Source organism: Streptomyces sp., from assembly GCF_035644915.1.
Classification (GTDB): domain Bacteria; phylum Actinomycetota; class Actinomycetes; order Streptomycetales; family Streptomycetaceae; genus Streptomyces.
Map to the genome: position 1 here is coordinate 1 of NZ_DASQNP010000145.1, position 16,326 is coordinate 16,326.

Consider the following 16,326-nt stretch of genomic DNA (forward strand, 5'->3'; position numbering starts at 1 on the left):
TCCGCCCTCAAGAAGAGCAACTTCACCCTGGGCGAGGAGCTCGGCATCGCCGTCGGCGTGTGGGAGTCCCAGCTCAAGACGCTGCTGCAGTCCTGCGCGCACATCTCCAACCACCTCGACTACAGCGCGAAGTCCTACACCGAGCAGGACAAGGAGATCGAGGCCCAGATGAGACACCGCAGCGGTGCGGCCATGTCGGTGTCGGAGATCGAACGGTTTTACAAGTAGACGGGAGACCGGGGAAGCAGCCTCATGCCCAACTTAACGTACAGCGATCTGTACACCGTCTCCCTCTCCGGGCTGTCGGCGGCGGTCGCCGACTGGGAGTCGATGGTCACCAAGCTGGAGAAACTGGCGGACGACGCCCGCTCCGGCATGGTGGCCAAGGCCGACAAGGCTCAGTGGAGAGGTGAGAACGCCGGCGTCACCAAGCCGTTCGTCCACAAGACCGCCAAGGAGTTCGACGACGCGGCCGCCCAGGCCGAGAGCATCAAGAACGTGCTCAAGGACGCGCACGCGGACCTGTCGGCCGTCCAGTCCGAGCTGAAGAACGCGGTCGAGAACGGCCGCAAGCAGGGCATCAAGGTGGTGGACAAGGGTGACGGCACGGTGTGGTGCGTCTTCGAGCACTCGCCGGACAACGGTGGTCCCACCGAGCAGCAGCGGGAGGTGCCGAAAGGACTGGAACGCCGGATCAATCAATTGATCGCGCGGGCGGAGGAGATCGACAACTCGGCTGCCCGGGCGCTGAAGAAGAGCCACGGCGGCGACACCCACAACTTCGGCCACGCGAAGTACTCCTCACTGGACGACGCCCAGGCCGAGCGGGCCCTGGAGCTGGCGGCTCTCGGTCCCGGCATGACCAACGGCCAGTACACCGAGTTGAACACGTTGATGAAGTTCAACTCCGGGGACTCGGAATTCTCCACCGCCTTCTACAAGGGGCTGGGTGGTCCGGAGAAGGCCCTGCGGTTCTACGGTCGTATGGCGCGGGACGGCACGCAGGGGGACAACAAGAAACGGTTGGCGCTGGCCCAGGACCTCCAGCGCACCATGGGAGCGGCGCTGGCCACGGCCACCGATTCGAGCAAGAAGACGCATCTGCCTCCCAGTTGGGGTGATGAGTTCCGCAAGCTCGGCGCCCAGCCGTTGGAACTGGAGCCGGGTGACGCCAACCGCCCGTACGGATACCAGGTTCTCGGCGGGCTGTTGCGCTACGGCACCTACGATGCGGGCTTCCTCACTCCGATCGCGGAGCACATCACCCAGCTCCACCACGAGGAACCCATGAGGTTCATGTCCGCCAAGCCGGTCGGCAGAGGAGACTTGGACTTCGGCTTCAACCCGTCGGGCAAGGGCGGCGCCGGCTATGACCCGCTGACAAGCGTGTTGGAAGCACTGGGACACAGCCCGGCGGCGGCAGAGAAGTTCTTCACGGGCGAGCCGACGGTGTACCGGGAGGACGGCACCGTCAACCCCGACAAGAACGCGAAACTGGATTACAAGTACCTGGACGAGTTCACCAAAGAGGACTTCGAGTGGCCGCCGGACACCCTGGCGATGCCGGGTGCGGACGGTTCGGAGGACGCCCTCAACCACGGACCCGACGCGCTCGGTCATGCGTTGGAGGCCGCCACCACCGGGCGCGCGTACGACAGTTCCTCGACTGAGCCGGTGGAACACACGAAGGAGGGCGCGAAGCTCACCGAGCGTCTGGTGTCGTACTTCGGTGACCACCCCGAATTGATCCGCCGCAACGAGAACGGGGAGGCCGAGGACCTGAAGACAGGCCCACTCCACGCCCTGCGAGACAGTCTCGGCAACATCACCGCCGATTACATGGGTGACTTCCAGCGGGTGATGTACGGGGGCGACGTATCGTCGGACCGCTTCCCAGTCCCCGGTACGCCTGCGGTTTTCGACGACTCCGGTCAAGTGCAGCGGTTCCTCGCCGAGGTCGGCCAGGATCCGGACGCGTACGCCACGATCACCAGCGCCCAGCAGGCGTACACAACCCTGTTGGTAGATGATGTCGTCAATGGCAAGAGTCAGTCGGCGGTCTCCCTGGATCAGAGGGTCAGCAACGCGGTCGCTCCGGGAGCCGTGATCGCGGGCATTATGAGCGAAGCCCGGGCGGACGCCGTCCTCGATTACCACGCGGCATCGGCCAAGGACTTCAACGAGGCTGCGGCAGACAAGGGCAAGTGGGTCACCCGTGTCGTCGAACTGGGTACTTCGGCCATTCCGCCTCGGGTTCCGGTGGTGGGCGAAGTCATCAACTGGGCTGCCGAGGACATCGCCGAGAGCGTGGTGAAGAGCGTCGAAAAGGACATTGTGACCGCAGGCGAGCAGGAGGGAAATCGCGACTACAGCAAGGCCCGAGAAGCTACCGTCGAAACAACTGACGAGATCGTCAGGCGTGCGCTCCTCAGCCGCTCAGACATCAATTCCGATACCGCCTGGGACATCAGAGAAGCGGCAACCACCCAGGCAGGCAACAGTCATGGCGAAGGATCCATGTGGAAATCCTCCGGAGACGCGTCGTGAGGCCAAGGATCCCCAGGCCGGGAAGCATGCTCGTTTCGTTGGTGCCCGTTCTGCTCCTGTCGCTGACCGGCTGCGGGGAAGGCGAGAAAGAGAAGAGGGAGTACCCCATACCGGAGTCTCTGTGCGGTGTGGATATCGATACGAGCCTGATCGAACCTTTCATGCCTCCAGGGAAGCGGATCTACCAGACGGAGGATGAAGCCGGCACCATCATCTGGTCTTGTGAGGTGTCGGTGGACGGCGAGGACGTCTTCCGAATCAGCCGGGACAGGTGGGAGCCGGGTTGGTCCACACGGCGTTTCGCTGTCAGGCATGCCTATGTGGAGCCGGAGCATGAGGCCACGGACAAATCCTATGTGTACTCGGATAGAGGCGCGGTGGCCACTGTGCGGTGCACCGAGCAGGGAGGTGACCGGGACCTGTTCCTCGTGGCCAAGGCGGAGGAGAACTCCGCTGACGAGAAGGCCATGGAGAAGTTCATCACCGCGTACCGCGAGCAGTTTTTGAAAGGCGATCCGTGCGCCGACGCGCGATGAAGGGGCCGTAGGGCGCCGGGCCCCGTCCGTGTCGGACGGGGCCCGGCGCGCGGGGTGTCAGTGCGCCTCGCGGACGCGCAGGGCGCGGGCGAGGTCGTCGAGCTGGTCGGCCAGGGGGCGGCGCAGGGCGGGGACCAGGGAGGGGTCCTCCAGGCAGCGCTCCCCCAGGGCCAGGGTGTCGGGGTCGGCGAAGGGGCGGGGGAAGCCGTACCGGGCGAGGTTCTCGGCCATGGCGGGGCCGCGGCGGGCGGCGAGGGCGGGGGCCCGGTCGAAGTAGCGGGGGACGTACTCCCGCAGCAGGTCGTGGTGTTCGGGGTGCCAGAAGCCCTGGAAGGTGGCGGCGAACAGGTAGTTGGAGAGGGTGTCGGCCTCGTCGAACAGGGCCTGCCAGGCGGCGGCCTTGGCGGCGGGGTCGGGCAGGGCGGCGCGGCAGCGGGCGGCGCCCTCGGCGCCGGCGGCGCTGGGGTCGGCGTCGAGGGCGGCGTCGATGTCACCGGGTCCGGCGGCGCCGAGGACGGCGCGGCGGTGCAGCAGCCGCCAGCGCAGTTCGTGGTCGAGGGGGAGCCCTCCGGGGAGGGTGCCGGTGGCCCACCAGTGCTGGAGTTCGCCGGGGTCGGTGGCGCTGTCGATGAGGGTGCGTACGGCGGTCAGCCGCACTCCGCCGTCCAGGTCGCCGTCCAGCTCGCCGCCCGGTGCGCCGCCCGGTGCGCGGTCGATCAGGGTGCGGGCGAGGCCGGCGAGGGTCTCCAGGGCGGCGGTGCGCCGGTCGGGGGCCAGGTAGCGGTCGGCTATCTCGCGGCGGGCGAAGTCCAGGACGGCGGCGACGATCGCGTCGTCGGTCTCGTGGGGCAGGTGGTCGCGGGCGGTGTCCAGGTAGTCGGCGGGGGGCAGTTCGCCGTCGCGGACCATGTCGCGGGCGGCGTTCCAGACGGTGGCGCGGGTGAGCGGGTCGGGCAGGCCGCTCAGGTGGTGCCGTACGGTCCGCCAGGAGGCCTCGTCCAGCCGGACCTTGGCGTAGGTCAGGTCGCGGTCGTTGAGGAGGACGAGGTCGGGGCGGGGGCCTTCGATGGTGAGGGTGTGCCGGTGGGTGTCGGCGGCCAGGTCGGTCTCCGGGCGGTCGCGGAGGACCGGGCGGCCGTCGTCGGCCAGGTCGTACAGGCCGACGGCGACGCGGTGGGGGCGGCTGCCGGTGCGGGTGATCTCCAGGTGCCAGCGCCGGGCGGCGGTACCGGCGGCGCCGGCGGTGTCCTCGGTGACGCGGGGGGTGAGGGTGTCGACGCCGGTGGTGCGCAGCCAGCGGTCGGCCCAGGCGTGGACGTCGCGGTCGGAGGCGCGGGCGAGGGAGTCGAGGAAGTCGGCGAGGCCGGCGTTGCCGAAGCGGTGGCGGGCGAAGTGGTCGTTGATGCCGGCGAGGAAGGTCTTCTCGCCGAGCCAGGCGACGAGTTGGCGCAGTGCCGAGGCGCCCTTGGCGTAGGAGATGCCGTCGAAGTTGAGCAGGGCGGCGGCGGTGTCGGGGACCGCGTCGGCGTCGGGGGCGACGGGGTGGGTGGAGGGGCGCTGGTCGGCGTCGTAGCCCCAGGGCTTGCGGCCGGCGGCGAAGCCGGTCCAGGTGCCGGTGAAGCGGGTGGCCTCGGCGAGGATCTGGTAGCCCATGTACTCGGCGAAGGACTCGTTGAGCCAGATGTCGTCCCACCAGCGCAGGGTGACCAGGTCGCCGAACCACATGTGGGCCATCTCGTGGGCGATGGTCACGCCCCGGGTCTGCCGCTGGGTGCCGGTGACGGCCGAGCGGAACACGTACTCGTCGCGGAGGGTGACCAGCCCCGGGTTCTCCATGGCGCCGGCGTTGAACTCGGGGACGAAGGCCTGGTCGTAGGAGTCGAAGGGGTAGGGCTCGTCGAAGATCTCGTGGTAGCGGTCGAAGCAGCGGCGGGTGATGTCGAGGATCTCCTCGGCGTCGGCGTCGAGGTGGGGGGCGAGGGACTGCCGTACGTGGAGGCCGAAGGGGAGGCCGGCGTGTTCGGCGCGCACCGAGTGCCAGGGTCCGGCGGCCAGGGCCACGAAGTAGGTGCTCAGCGGCGGGGTGGGGGCGCACTCCCAGCGGCCCGGCTCGCCCTCGACGCGGCGGGCGAGGCCGTTGGCGAGGACGGTCCACTCCTCGGGGGCGGTGGCGGTGACGGCGAAGGGCGCCTTGAGGTCGGGCTGGTCGAAGGCGGCGAAGACGCGGGGTGCCTCGTTCTGGAAGCACATGGTGTAGAGGTAGGTGCGGCCGTCGGCGGGGTCGGTGAAGCGGTGCATGCCCTCGCCGGTGCGGGAGTAGGGCATGTCGGCCTCGACGCGCAGCTCGTGTTCGCCCGCCTCCAGACCGGTCAGCGGCAGGCGTCCGTCGGCGAGGGCGGCGGTGTCGAGGTCGCGTCCGTCGAGGACGGCCCGGTGGAGGGTGCGGGGCCGCACCTCGACGAAGGTGTCGCCGGCTTCGCGGGCGGTGAAGCGGACGGTGGTGGTGGAGCCGAAGACCTCCTCGCCGCGGGTGAGGTCCAGGTCGACGGCGTACTGGTGGACGTCGAGGAGACGGGCTCGCTCGCGCGCCTCGTCGCGGGTCAGTGCGGGCATGGCGCTCATGCTGCCGTACGTGCCCGGCGTCGCGCACCGGGGTGTGTGCCGGGCCCGCCGGGTCAGGAACGGGCGATCGTCTCGTGGTGGCGGATGACCTCGGCGATGATGAAGTTGAGCAGTTTCTCGGCGAAGGCCGGATCGAGTTTGGCGCTCTCGGCGAGGGCGCGCAGGCGGGCGATCTGGCGGGCCTCGCGGGCGGGGTCGGCGGGGGGCAGGTGGTGCTCGGCCTTGAGGCGGCCGACCTGCTGGGTGCACTTGAAGCGTTCGGCGAGCATGTGGACCACGGCCGCGTCGATGTTGTCGATGCTCTCGCGCAGCCGGGTGAGCTCGGCGTACACCGCCGGGTCGATCTCGCTGTTCGTCATGGTCACCGACCCTATGCCGTCCCGGTGCCGCCGCGGTGCCGCTCCGTGCGTCCCCGCGCCGTCCCCGTGCCGCTCCCGTGCCGTCGTGCCGCCCGCTGTGCGTACTCGGCCGGGGGCGGCCGCCGCCGTACAGTGGCAGGAGGGCGGTTTCGGCACCCACGGGAGGCGGTGGGCGGGCGCATGGCGGTACGCGGTGGTGGCCCCGGGGGTGTGCGAAGCCCCGTCGAGCACGGTTTTCCGCACCTCCCGACGGTGCGGGCGTCGATCACCGCGTTGTACCGGAGGCTGTCGTACGACACCGTGCGCACCTTCGAGACCAGTGTGGCCGCCGGTGACGTGGCCTTCGCGGACGCCGACGAGCTGCACACGGGGGCGCAGCGGGTGGCGCGGGTGCTGGTGCGGCACCTGCGGCTGCCGGACGCCCGGCTGGTGGTGAGCTTCCGCGACATGGAGCACGCGGCGAACGTGGAGCTGGCGGCCGGGCCGGAGTACTTCGTGGAGCTGAACTCGCGCTTCAGGAGCCACCGGCGTGACATCGGGGCGGCGCTGGCGCACGAGGTGATGCACGTCTACCTGCACCGGCTGGGGCTGTCCTTCCCGGGGGTGCGGGACAACGAGATCCTCACCGACACGGCGACGGCGTACCTGGGGGCGGGCTGGCTGCTGCTGGACGCCTTCCGGGAGGACGCGCTGACCTCGCAGAAGCTGGGGTACCTGACGCCGGAGGAGTTCGGGTACGTGCTGGCCAAGCGGGCGGAGCTGTTCGGGGAGGACCCGGCGCCGTGGTTCACCAGTCCGCAGGCGTACGAGGCGTACGTGCGGGGCCGGGAGGTGGCCCGCCGGGACGCGGAGCGGCCTCCGCTGACGGCCGGCGGGTGGGCGGGGCGGCGCCGGTACGCCCGGGACCGGCGGTACGCGCAGGCGCACCCGGGCGAGACGCCGTTCCCGCCCCGGAGCGGCGGGGACGGCGGGTACGCCTTCGAGTCCTGCTCGCCGCTGCGGGTGTCGTTCGCCTGCCCGACGTGCCAGCAGCGCATCCGGCTGCCGGTGCGGGGGCGGGTGCGGGCCCGGTGCGGGCTGTGCCGCAGCGTGCTGGAGTGCGACACCTGAGGCGCGGCGGGCCCCGCCCCCGGCGGCCGCTTCCTCTATAGGGTCGGCGCATGAGCCCTTCCATCGCCACCAACACCCGTGTCGGACTCGACGAGCTGCTGGAGTTCGTGCGCCCCCGCCACCGGGCGGTCCTGCTCACCCGCCGCGCCGACGGCTCCCCGCAGGGGTCGCCGGTGACCTGCGGGGTGGACGGCGAGGGGCGGGTGGTGGTCTCGACGTATCCGGAGCGGGCCAAGACCCGCAACGCCCGTCGTGACCCGGCCGTCGGCGTGATCGTCCTGTCGGACGACTGGAACGGCCCGTGGGTGCAGATCGACGGCACCGCCGAGGTGCTGGACGTGCCGGAGTCGGTGGAGCCGCTGGTGGAGTACTACCGGGCCGTCGCGGGCGAGCACCCGGACTGGGACGAGTACCGCGAGGCGATGGCCAGGCAGGGGAAGTCGCTGCTGCGGATCACGCCGGTGCGGTGGGGGCCGGTGGCCACGGGCGGTTTTCCGGCGCGGTTGGCCGGGGATTCCTGACCGGCGGTCTCCGGTCGGCGGGTGCCCGGCATGCCGCGGCGCCGGCCTCCGGTCGGGGAGGGGGCCGGCGCCGCGGACGACCGGGTGGATCAGACCGTCAGTGCGCGGTCGTCCGGCCTGATGGGGGCCGGGAGGGAGCTGGCGCCGGTCAGGTAGCGGTCGACGGCGCGGGCGGCCGAGCGGCCCTCGGCGATGGCCCACACGATCAGCGACTGGCCGCGGCCGGCGTCGCCGGCGACGAAGACGCCGGGGACGTTGGTGGCGAAGTCCGCGTCGCGGGCGACGTTGCCGCGCGCGTCCAGTTCCAGGCCGAGCTGCTCGACCAGGCCGTTGGTCCGGTCGATGCCGGTGAAGCCCATGGCCAGCGTGACGAGCTGGGCGGGGATCTTCTTCTCGGTGCCGGGCTTCGGTTCGAACCTGCCGCCGGTGAACTCGACCTCGACCATGTGCAGGAACTGCACGTTCCCGTCCTCGTCGCCCTCGAAGTGGGTGGTGGAGACCGAGTACAGCCGCTCGCCGCCCTCCTCGTGGGCGGAGGTGACCTTGTAGAGCAGGGGGAAGGTCGGCCACGGCTGGTTCTCGGAGCGCTCCTCGCCCGGCCGGGGCATGATCTCCAACTGGGTGACGGAGAGGGCGCCCTGGCGGTGGGCGGTGCCGACGCAGTCGGCGCCGGTGTCGCCGCCGCCGATGACGACGACGTGCTTGCCCTCGGCCGAGATCGGGGAGGTGACGTAGTCGCCCTCCTGGACCTTGTTGGCCAGCGGCAGGTACTCCATCGCCTGGTGGATGCCCTTGAGTTCGCGGCCGGGCACGGGCAGGTCGCGGGCGGTGGTGGAGCCGGCGGCGATGACGACCGCGTCGTAGCGCTTGCGCAGGTCGGCGGCGTCGATGTCGCGGCCGACCTCGATGCCGGTGCGGAACTTGGTGCCCTCCGCGCGCATCTGCTCGATGCGGCGGTTGATGTGCCGCTTCTCCATCTTGAACTCGGGGATGCCGTAGCGCAGCAGTCCGCCGATGCGGTCGGCGCGCTCGTAGACGGCGACCGTGTGGCCGGCGCGGGTGAGCTGCTGGGCGGCGGCCAGCCCGGCGGGGCCGGAGCCGATGACGGCGACGGTCTTGCCCGACAGCCGCTCGGGCGGCTGCGGGGTGACGCCGCCGGCCTCCCACGCCTTGTCGATGATGGTGACCTCGACGTTCTTGATGGTCACCGGCGGCTGGTTGATGCCCAGCACGCAGGCGGCCTCGCAGGGGGCCGGGCACAGCCGGCCGGTGAACTCCGGGAAGTTGTTGGTGGCGTGCAGCCGCTCGCTGGCGGCCTGCCAGTCGCCGCGCCAGGCGTAGTCGTTCCACTCGGGGATGAGGTTCCCCAGCGGGCAGCCGTTGTGGCAGAACGGGATGCCGCAGTCCATGCAGCGTCCGGCCTGCTTGCCGATGATCGGCAGCAGCGAGCCGGGGACGTAGACCTCGTTCCAGTCCTTGACGCGCTCTTCCACGGGTCGGGTCTTGGCGACCTCGCGATCGGTGGTCAGGAAGCCCTTGGGGTCAGCCATTGGTCGCCGCCTCCATCATCTTCTCGTGGGTCTCGGACTGAGACAGTCCGGCTCGCTCGGCGGCGTCCTTGGCGGCGAGCACTGCCTTGTACGTGGTGGGCATGATCTTGCTGAAGCGGGTGACGGCGCCGTCCCAGTCGGCGAGCAGCGCCTCGGCGACGGTGGAGCCGGTCTCCTCGTGGTGGCGGCGCACCACGTCGTGCAGCCACTGCCGGTCGTCGTCGTCCAGGGGTTCGACGGCGTCCGCGACGTCGGGGTTGACGTTGTCGGCGTCCAGGTCGACGACGTACGCGGTGCCGCCGGACATGCCGGCGCCGAAGTTGCGTCCCGTGGGGCCCAGGACGACGGCCGCGCCGCCGGTCATGTACTCGCAGCCGTGGTCGCCCACGCCCTCGGAGACGACCAGTGCGCCGGAGTTGCGGACGCAGAAGCGTTCGCCGACGCTGCCGCGCAGGAACACCTCGCCGCCGGTGGCGCCGTAGGCGAGGGTGTTGCCGGCGATGGTGGAGTACTCGGCCAGGTGGGAGGCGCTCCGGTCGGGGCGGACGACGACGCGGCCGCCGGAGAGGCCCTTGCCGACGTAGTCGTTGGCGTCGCCCTCCAGGCGGAGGGTGATGCCGCGCGGCAGGAAGGCGCCGAAGGACTGGCCGGCGGAGCCGGTGAAGGTGATGTCGATGGTGTCGTCGGGCAGGCCCGCGCCGCCGAACCTCCGGGTCACCTCGTGGCCCAGCATGGTGCCCACCGTCCGGTTGATGTTGCGGATCGGCAGTTGGGCGCGCACCGGCTGGGCGGCCTCGGGGGTGTCGGCCGACAGGGCGTCGGCGGCGAGCCTGATGAGTTCGTTGTCCAGGGCCTTCTCCAGGCCGTGGTCCTGGGCGACCACCTGGTGGCGGACGGCGCCTTCGGGCAGGTCGGGCACGTGCAGCAGCGGGGCCAGGTCCAGGCCCTGGGCCTTCCAGTGGTCGACCGCGCGGCTGACGTCGAGCACCTCGGCGTGGCCGATGGCCTCGTCCAGGGAGCGGAAGCCCAGCTCGGCCAGGAGTTCGCGGACCTCCTCGGCGACGAACTCGAAGAAGTTGACCACGAACTCGGGCTTGCCGCCGAAGCGCTCGCGCAGCACCGGGTTCTGGGTGGCGATGCCGACCGGGCAGGTGTCCAGGTGGCACACGCGCATCATCACGCAGCCGGAGACGACCAGCGGCGCGGTGGCGAAGCCGTACTCCTCGGCGCCCAGCAGCGCGGCGATCACCACGTCGCGGCCGGTCTTGAGCTGGCCGTCGGTCTGGACGACGATGCGGTCGCGCAGGCCGTTGAGCAGCAGGGTCTGCTGGGTCTCGGCCAGGCCGAGCTCCCAGGGGCCGCCCGCGTGCTTGAGCGAGGTGAGCGGGGAGGCGCCGGTGCCGCCGTCGTGGCCGGAGATGAGCACCACGTCGGCGTGCGCCTTGGACACGCCGGCGGCGACGGTGCCGACGCCGACCTCGGAGACCAGCTTGACGTGGATCCGCGCCCGGGGGTTGGCGTTCTTCAGGTCGTGGATGAGCTGGGCGAGGTCCTCGATGGAGTAGATGTCGTGGTGGGGCGGCGGGGAGATGAGCCCGACGCCGGGGGTGGAGTGGCGGGTCCGGGCCACCCACGGGGAGACCTTGTGGCCGGGGGGCTGGCCGCCCTCGCCGGGCTTGGCGCCCTGGGCCATCTTGATCTGGATGTCGTCGGCGTTGACCAGGTACTCGCTGGTGACGCCGAAGCGGCCGGAGGCGACCTGCTTGATCGCCGAGCGGCGGGCGGGGTCGTAGAGCCGCTCGGGGTCCTCGCCGCCCTCGCCGGTGTTGGACTTGGCGCCCAGCCGGTTCATGGCGATGGCGAGGGTCTCGTGCGCCTCCTGGGAGATGGAGCCGTAGGACATGGCTCCGGTGGAGAAGCGCTTGACGATCTCCGAGGCGGGCTCGACCTCCTCGAGGGGGACCGGGGGCCGGTTCGACTTGAAGGAGAACAGGCCGCGCAGCGTCATCAGCCGCTCGGACTGCTCGTCCACGCGCTTGGTGTACTGCTTGAAGATGTCGTAGCGGCGGGTGCGGGTGGAGTGCTGGAGGCGGAAGACCGTCTCCGGGTCGAACAGGTGCGGCTCCCCCTCCCGGCGCCACTGGTACTCGCCGCCGATCTCCAGCCTGCGGTGGGCCGGGGCGATGCCGGAGGGCGGGTACGCCTTGGCGTGGCGGGCGGCGACCTCCCGGGCGATGACGTCGATGCCCGCGCCGCCGATCTTGGTGGCGGTGCCGTGGAAGTAGGTGTCGACGAACTCCTCGTCCAGGCCGACGGCCTCGAAGACCTGCGCGCCGCGGTAGGAGGCGACGGTGGAGATGCCCATCTTGGACATCACCTTCAGCACGCCCTTGCCGAGCGCCTTGATCAGGTTCCGGATGGCGGCCTCGGGCTCCATGTCGCCGGGCAGGAAGGTGCCGGCGCGCACCAGGTCCTCGACCGTCTCCATGGCCAGGTAGGGGTTGACGGCCGCGGCGCCGTAGCCGATGAGCAGGGCGACGTGGTGGACCTCGCGCACGTCGCCGGCCTCGACCAGCAGGCCCACCTGGGTGCGCTGCTTGGTGCGGATGAGGTGGTGGTGCACGGCGGAGGTGAGCAGCAGCGAGGGGATGGGGGCGTGCTCGGCGTCCGAGTGGCGGTCGGACAGGACGATCAGCCGGGCGCCGTCGGCGATGGCGGCGTCCGCCTCGGCGCAGATCTCGGCGAGCCGGGCGGCCAGGGCCTCGCCGCCGCCGGCCACGCGGTAGAGGCCGGAGAGGGTGACGGCCTTCATGCCGGGCATGTCGCCGTCGGCGTTGATGTGGACGAGCTTGGCCAGCTCGTCGTTGTCGATCACCGGGAAGGGCAGGGTGACGCTGCGGCAGGAGGCCGCGGTGGGCTCCAGCAGGTTGCCCTGGGGGCCGAGCGAGGACTGCAGGGAGGTGACCAGTTCCTCGCGGATGGCGTCCAGCGGCGGGTTGGTGACCTGGGCGAAGAGCTGGGTGAAGTAGTCGAAGATCAGCCGGGGGCGTGCCGAGAGGGCGGCGATGGGCGAGTCGGTGCCCATCGAGCCGATCGGCTCGGCGCCGGTGCGGGCCATCGGGGCGAGCAGGACGCGCAGCTCCTCCTCGGTGTAGCCGAAGGTCTGCTGGCGGCGGGTGACCGAGGCGTGGGTGTGGACGATGTGCTCGCGCTCGGGCAGGTCCTCCAGCTCGATGATCCCGGCCTCCAGCCACTCCTGGTAGGGGTGCTCGGCCGCGAGCTTCGCCTTGATCTCGTCGTCCTCGATGATGCGGTGCTCGGCGGTGTCCACCAGGAACATGCGGCCGGGCTGGAGGCGTCCCTTGCGGACGACCCGGGACTGGTCGATGTCGAGGACGCCGACCTCGGAGGAGAGGACGACCAGGCCGTCGTCGGTGACCCAGTAGCGTCCCGGGCGCAGGCCGTTGCGGTCCAGGACGGCGCCGACCTGGGTGCCGTCGGTGAAGGTGACGCAGGCCGGGCCGTCCCAGGGCTCCATCATCGTGGAGTGGTACTGGTAGAAGGCGCGCCGGGCCGGGTCCATGGAGGGGTGGTTCTCCCACGCCTCGGGGACCATCATCAGCACCGCGTGCGGCAGGGTGCGGCCGCCGAGGTGGAGGAGTTCCAGCACCTCGTCGAAGGACGCCGAGTCGGAGGCGTCCGGGGTGCAGACGGGGAAGAGCCGCTCCAGGCCCCTGCCGTCCCGGCTGTCGCCGAACAGGTCGGAGACCAGTTGGGACTCCCGGGCCCGCATCCAGTTGCGGTTGCCCCTGACGGTGTTGATCTCGCCGTTGTGGGCGACGAAGCGGTAGGGGTGGGCGAGCGGCCAGCTCGGGAAGGTGTTGGTGGAGAACCGCGAGTGCACCAGCGCGATGGCGGTGGCGAAGCGGCGGTCCGACAGGTCGGGGAAGAAGGGTTCGAGCTGGCCGGTGGTCAGCATGCCCTTGTAGACGATGGTCCGCGCGGACAGCGAGGGGAAGTAGACCCCGGCCTCGCGTTCGGCGCGCTTGCGCAGCACGAACGCCTTGCGGTCCAGGGCGAGGCCGGTGTTCACCCGGTCGGCGACGAAGATCTGGCGGAAGGCGGGCATGGTGGCGCGGGCGGTCGCGCCGAGCAGCTCAGGGGCGACCGGGACCTCGCGCCAGCCCAGGACGGTCAGGCCCTCCTCGGCGGCGATCGCCTCGATGCGCGAGACGGCGTCGGCCGCCTCGGTCTCGTCCACCGGGAGGAAGGCGGTGCCCACGGCGTACGCGCCCGCGTCGGGGAGGTCGAAGCCGGCCGTCTCGCGGAAGAAGGCGTCCGGGACCTGGACGAGGATGCCCGCGCCGTCACCGGAGTCCGCCTCGGCGCCGGTGGCGCCGCGGTGCTCCAGGTTGCGCAGGACGGTCAGCGCCTGCTCGACCAGCCGGTGGCTCGCCTCGCCGGTGAGGGTGGCCACGAAGCCGACGCCGCAGGCGTCGTGCTCATTGCGCGGGTCGTACATTCCCTGCTTGGCAGGGTAGGCCGTCAGGGGCGCAGCACGCATCGGCTCTCCCGTCGTCGTCGTGGCAAGTGCTCGTGCCGAGGGACGACGCTGGCCCTCTGCGTAAGAAATTTCGTGCAGGTTACATGATGGATGCTTTTCCGGGGAATGGACGCCCGGGTCCATCATGCGGACACTGCGGAGGAGGTCGAACCGGACGGACGGTTCGGGACCGCCGTGGAGGTCGGGGTGGCGCCGGCGACACTGCCAGAAGCGCTCCGTTGTCATGCCCAGCGGTGACATGGTTGAAACCGTTGGGTAACACGGAAATCGCCCGTTCGGGAGTGGAAGGGCTCACATCCGGCCTGCCGGACGCGGCCTCACCCCACGGCCACTCCGAACAGAGTACCGAGTCCGTAGGTCACCGCGGCCGCCGCGCCGCCCAGGGTGAGCTGCCGCAGCCCGCTGTACCACCACGGCCGCGCGGTGATCCTCGCCACGAGCGCGCCGCACAGGAACAGCCCCAGCAGCGCGACCGCCACGGCGGGCCACAGGGCGGCGGCTCCCAGCAGGTAGGGCAGGACGGGGATCAGCGCGCCCGCCGCGAAGGAGAGGAAGGAGGAGACGGCGGCGAGCGACGGCGAGGGCAGCTCGCCCGGGTCCACGCCCAGCTCCTCGCGGGCGTGGATCTCCAGGGCCCGCTCGGGGTTGCGGGAGAGCTGCTCGGCGACCTGCGCCGCCAGTTCCGGCGTCAGGCCCCGGCCCTCGTAGAGCGCGACCAGCTCCTGCCGCTCGTCCTCGGGGTTGCGGCGCAGTTCGCGCCGTTCGACCTCCAGCTCGGCCAGCACCAGGTCGCGCTGGGAGGCCACCGAGGTGTACTCGCCGGCGGCCATGGAGAACGCCCCGGCCGCCAGGCCCGCCAGGCCGCTGATCACGATCACCTGCCGGTCCACCGTGCCGCCCGCGACGCCCGTCATCAGGGCGAGGTTGGACACCAGGCCGTCCATGGCGCCGAAGACGGCCGGACGCAGCCAGCCTCCGCTCACGTCGCGGTGGGTGTGGTTGTCGCGGTGCGCCGAGTTCGGCGCTCCGGGCCTCAGCGTCACCTCGGTCCTGTCCCCGGCCGTGGACGACATCCGCCGCACCCCTCCCCTTCCTGGTTCCGGTTCGCTCGGACCTTGTCGACCGTACGTCGCGACCTCGGAACGTGCCAGCAAGGAAGGCCGAACTAACCCGTCTGACCTGGGGTTTTCCCAAGAGGCCGGTCCCGTGTGAGGCGAACGGCCCCGGTCGCGCGGCGGGCGCGGCCGGGGCCGTGGTACGCGGGCGGTCAGCGCTTGGTGGACGCCGGCCGCTCCCCGCCGTTCCCGGAGGCGGCGGAGTCCCCGGGGCCCGCCGCCTCCGCCGCACGGGTGCCGGGCTCCTCCCCGCCGGTCCCCTCGCCGCCGTCGGCGTCGGCGTCGGTGTCGGAGGAGTCCGCGGCGGCTGTCTCCTGCTCGTCGTTCCGCTCCGCGTCCTGCTTCCCGCCCCGCTCCTCTTCCTGCTTCCCTTCCTGTTCCGCGTCCTGCTCCGCCCGCGGCTCCACCACGTCCTCGCGGCCCGGGCGCCTCCTGGCCGAGACCACGATGGCGGCCACCGCCCCCAGGAAGACGACGATCGAGGTCCAGTTGTTCAGGCGCAGGCCCCAGAACTCGTGGGCCTCGTCGATCCGCAGGTACTCGATCCAGAAGCGTCCCACCGTGTACGCCGCGACATACAGCGCGAACGCGCGGCCGTGGCCGAGGGTGAAGCGGCGGTCGGCCCAGATCACCAGCAGGGCGACGCCCACGCACCACAGCGACTCGTAGAGGAAGGTGGGGTGGAAGGTGCCGGTGTCGATGCCGTTGTCGATCTTCACGGCCCACGGCAGGTCCGTCGGGCGCCCGTACAGCTCCTGGTTGAACCAGTTGCCCCAGCGGCCGATGGCCTGGGCGATCGCGATGCCGGGCGCGATGGCGTCCGCGTACGCGGGCAGCGGGATGCCCCGCCTGCGGCAGCCGATCCAGGCGCCCACCGCACCGAGCGCGATCGCCCCCCAGATGCCGAGCCCGCCCTCCCAGATCTTGACGGCGTCGACCCAGTTCCGGCCCTCGCCGAAGTAGAGCTGGTAGTCGGTGACGACGTGGTAGAGACGGCCTCCGACCAGGCCGAACGGCACCGCCCACACGGCGATGTCGGCGACCGTCCCGGGCTGTCCGCCACGGGCGACCCAGCGCTTCCCGCCGAGCCAGACCGCGACGAAGACGCCGACGATGATGCAGAACGCGTAGCCCCGCAGCGGGATCGGTCCGAGACTGATCTCGCCGGACGATGGGCTGGGGATGAAGGCAAGGGTGTCCATGGCTCCACGAACGCTACCGTGCCGGACGCGGGGGGCGGCAGCCCGCCCGGCAACGGGTCCGTAACGCGGGCGCGGGACGCGCGCCGCGCCGCCCGTACGGCCGGCGCGACGGCGGCGGACGGTTCACGCCGTCACGCCGCCCGCCCCGCCTCCTCGGCCTTCCGCCCGGCCTCCTCCGCCGGCCTCCCGGGGCAGCGGGG

General features: G+C 71.3%; 10 protein-coding genes and 1 pseudogene. 5 read left to right on the top strand and 6 right to left on the bottom strand.

The features are described 5' to 3' along the window. The 3 genes and pseudogenes from VE546_RS16380 to VE546_RS16390 all read left to right on the top strand — a co-directional run. Positions 1-228: pseudogene (locus tag VE546_RS16380) on the top strand (hypothetical protein); the annotation flags it as partial. Positions 229-252: 24 nt separating this feature from the next. Then, positions 253-2,547, top strand: a complete 2,295-nt coding sequence (locus tag VE546_RS16385; protein ID WP_324922911.1) for a DUF6571 family protein — start codon at positions 253-255, stop codon at positions 2,545-2,547. 41 nt (positions 2,548-2,588) lie between these two features. Then, positions 2,589-3,083, top strand: coding sequence for a hypothetical protein (locus VE546_RS16390; RefSeq protein WP_324922913.1), 495 nt, complete (start codon positions 2,589-2,591; stop codon positions 3,081-3,083). A gap of 57 nt (positions 3,084-3,140) precedes the next feature. Here the strand turns inward: VE546_RS16390 and pepN are convergent, their stop codons facing one another. Next, the gene (gene pepN / locus VE546_RS16395; RefSeq protein ID WP_324922915.1) at positions 3,141-5,696 is read right to left on the bottom strand and encodes an aminopeptidase N; all 2,556 of its coding nucleotides are present in this window, start codon (positions 5,694-5,696) and stop codon (positions 3,141-3,143) included. 62 nt (positions 5,697-5,758) lie between these two features. Beyond that, positions 5,759-6,064 carry a chorismate mutase gene (locus VE546_RS16400; protein WP_324922917.1) on the bottom strand — a complete coding sequence of 102 codons (306 nt, stop codon included), beginning with the start codon at positions 6,062-6,064 and terminating at the stop codon, positions 5,759-5,761. A 210-nt stretch (positions 6,065-6,274) separates the two neighbouring features. Between VE546_RS16400 and VE546_RS16405 the strand changes: the two genes are divergently transcribed. Then, positions 6,275-7,174 carry a hypothetical protein gene (locus tag VE546_RS16405; protein ID WP_324922919.1) on the top strand — a complete coding sequence of 300 codons (900 nt, stop codon included), beginning with the start codon at positions 6,275-6,277 and terminating at the stop codon, positions 7,172-7,174. 50 nt (positions 7,175-7,224) lie between these two features. After that, positions 7,225-7,695 carry a PPOX class F420-dependent oxidoreductase gene (locus VE546_RS16410; RefSeq protein WP_324922920.1) on the top strand — a complete coding sequence of 157 codons (471 nt, stop codon included), beginning with the start codon at positions 7,225-7,227 and terminating at the stop codon, positions 7,693-7,695. Between the two features lie 89 nt (positions 7,696-7,784). Here VE546_RS16410 and VE546_RS16415 read toward each other — a convergent pair whose 3' ends face one another. From VE546_RS16415 to lgt, 4 genes are all read right to left on the bottom strand, one after another. Continuing rightward, the gene (locus VE546_RS16415) at positions 7,785-9,245 is read right to left on the bottom strand and encodes a glutamate synthase subunit beta (protein WP_324922922.1); all 1,461 of its coding nucleotides are present in this window, start codon (positions 9,243-9,245) and stop codon (positions 7,785-7,787) included. Further along, the gene (gene gltB, locus VE546_RS16420) at positions 9,238-13,809 is read right to left on the bottom strand and encodes a glutamate synthase large subunit (protein WP_324922923.1); all 4,572 of its coding nucleotides are present in this window, start codon (positions 13,807-13,809) and stop codon (positions 9,238-9,240) included. The genes VE546_RS16415 and gltB overlap by 8 nt, the downstream gene beginning before the upstream one ends. Positions 13,810-14,126: 317 nt before the next feature. Next, the gene (locus VE546_RS16425) at positions 14,127-14,882 is read right to left on the bottom strand and encodes a VIT1/CCC1 transporter family protein (protein ID WP_324922925.1); all 756 of its coding nucleotides are present in this window, start codon (positions 14,880-14,882) and stop codon (positions 14,127-14,129) included. A 194-nt stretch (positions 14,883-15,076) separates the two neighbouring features. Next, positions 15,077-16,126, bottom strand: coding sequence for a prolipoprotein diacylglyceryl transferase (gene lgt, locus VE546_RS16430; RefSeq protein WP_324922927.1), 1,050 nt, complete (start codon positions 16,124-16,126; stop codon positions 15,077-15,079). Positions 16,127-16,326: the final 200 nt, after the last annotated feature.

What these genes read in the sequence shown, in the direction of transcription:
- VE546_RS16400 (WP_324922917.1), bottom strand. Translation starts at nt 6,064, where the DNA reads ATGACGAACAGCGAGATCGACCCGGCGGTGTACGCCGAGCTCACCCGG.
- VE546_RS16415 (WP_324922922.1), bottom strand. Translation starts at nt 9,245, where the DNA reads ATGGCTGACCCCAAGGGCTTCCTGACCACCGATCGCGAGGTCGCCAAG.
- VE546_RS16410 (WP_324922920.1), top strand. Translation starts at nt 7,225, where the DNA reads ATGAGCCCTTCCATCGCCACCAACACCCGTGTCGGACTCGACGAGCTG.
- lgt (WP_324922927.1), bottom strand. Translation starts at nt 16,126, where the DNA reads ATGGACACCCTTGCCTTCATCCCCAGCCCATCGTCCGGCGAGATCAGT.
- VE546_RS16425 (WP_324922925.1), bottom strand. Translation starts at nt 14,882, where the DNA reads ATGTCGTCCACGGCCGGGGACAGGACCGAGGTGACGCTGAGGCCCGGA.
- gltB (WP_324922923.1), bottom strand. Translation starts at nt 13,809, where the DNA reads ATGCGTGCTGCGCCCCTGACGGCCTACCCTGCCAAGCAGGGAATGTAC.
- VE546_RS16385 (WP_324922911.1), top strand. Translation starts at nt 253, where the DNA reads ATGCCCAACTTAACGTACAGCGATCTGTACACCGTCTCCCTCTCCGGG.
- pepN (WP_324922915.1), bottom strand. Translation starts at nt 5,696, where the DNA reads ATGCCCGCACTGACCCGCGACGAGGCGCGCGAGCGAGCCCGTCTCCTC.